The sequence below is a fragment of the Moorena sp. SIO4A1 genome, from assembly GCF_010672065.1.
Taxonomy (GTDB): domain Bacteria; phylum Cyanobacteriota; class Cyanobacteriia; order Cyanobacteriales; family Coleofasciculaceae; genus Moorena.
The window spans coordinates 1-1,430 of sequence record NZ_JAAHHX010000727.1 but is presented as its reverse complement, the minus strand read 5'-3'; the positions used below and the strand labels follow the sequence as shown (position 1 = coordinate 1,430).

2 protein-coding genes are annotated in these 1,430 nt (G+C 44.6%); both read right to left on the bottom strand.

Annotated elements, in window-relative coordinates; translation table 11 throughout:
* Positions 1 to 314, bottom strand: a 314-nt coding sequence (locus F6K53_RS42355) for a hypothetical protein (protein ID WP_293086511.1), incomplete at its 3' end; no start/stop codon positions are given.
* A 98-nt stretch (positions 315 to 412) separates the two neighbouring features.
* Positions 413 to 1,430: SGNH/GDSL hydrolase family protein (locus F6K53_RS42350; RefSeq protein ID WP_293086508.1), on the bottom strand; the 1,018-nt coding region annotated here is incomplete at its 5' end.

Genomic DNA, 1,430 nt, shown 5'->3' with positions numbered 1-1,430 from the left:
TTACTACCCTGGGAATCGTATTGTTCAAAACGCAATGTACGTATGGAACGCTCAGGGCAATTAACTTGAACCGTGATAATGGCAGAATACACTCCTGGTTCGAGAGGATTACCAAATACTATTCTACTATCAAAGGAGTGGATGGGATTGCCCATTTTATCAGTGGTGCTGACCAAAGAATCGACATCGAAGTAGTGGATATTTCCTGTCTGAGCATTTGACATCACTCTGACCCAACGCCTTGATTGTGCCTGAGCTATAGCAGTCTGAGACAGGCAAGCGATCGCAGATAAGATTAACAGAAATTTACCCATAGAATTTACCAATAGTAGTATCAAACTATTAAGTATCAATTTAGGATCAACGGTGACAGCTCGGAAAGCTGCCACTGTGTTATAATAGATGATATTATCTAAAAGGATTGATTCAACTGTTTCCGAAACAACCAGGCAAGCCCTATCACTCCTAAGGAGGCAGAAGACACTGGTTCTGGTACAGACTTAGACTCATCGTTGTCTTGGGACTTCAGTAATGCTATTGTAGATTCCGCTAGGATCTGATGGCTAGCTGTGCTTGGGTGGATGCTATCCCAGAATACAAACTCGTCTGGATTAGCACAAGCAATAAACGTTGCTTCATCTAAGCACGTTCCCGTCACATTTGTGAAACCGAAGTTTCCAGGATTGGTCAAAACCTGATTAAATAAGTTATTGGCATCTAAGGATATCAGGTTAATGTCAGCTAAGGATTGGCTCAAAACGTTAACGGTGGAGTCCAACAGAGAGTTATGTTGGTCGGTCAAATCCGTGAAGCCAGTCGATAATAAACTACCTAGCCTCAGTGATCGAGGTATCTTTCCCAAATCTGGTAAGTTAAGCACTAGGAAATTGCGAGCACCAAAGTTATACAGGGAGTTCACTGCTGTCTGTATATTGCCCACGACCTGAGTAGGATTAGGAGGGTCTACACTCCGGTAATCATTGGCACCCGACCACAGAATATAGAGGGCGTTGGGGTCAGCGATCTGATCAGATACAATCAGGTCATTGGTAAACCCTGCGACTTGGGTGAGTAATCCTGGTAACAACGCCCCGAATTCACCAAGGCCAGCTAATCCAGCTTGAGAACCACCAAAAGCAAAGTTTACGCTTTGATTAGTCGTCGCACCATTGAAGAAAAAACTCACTCTAGGGCCATCGGGAGTGATAGTGATTGGAGAAAGTATCGGCGAATCCGGTAACACCACAGACAAGTCAGTAGATGGCTTTAGGTCTATTTCCAGAGAATCTGCTACAAAATCTACCCAGATCGGACCATTGCTAAAACGTCCCTGAAAGTAGGGTGGACTCTGGGGGGTGAGGGGAATGGTGGGATCTACCTGATTGCCTGCCTTACTGCTATTGAAGGTATTGCCAGGATCCGATAGGCTA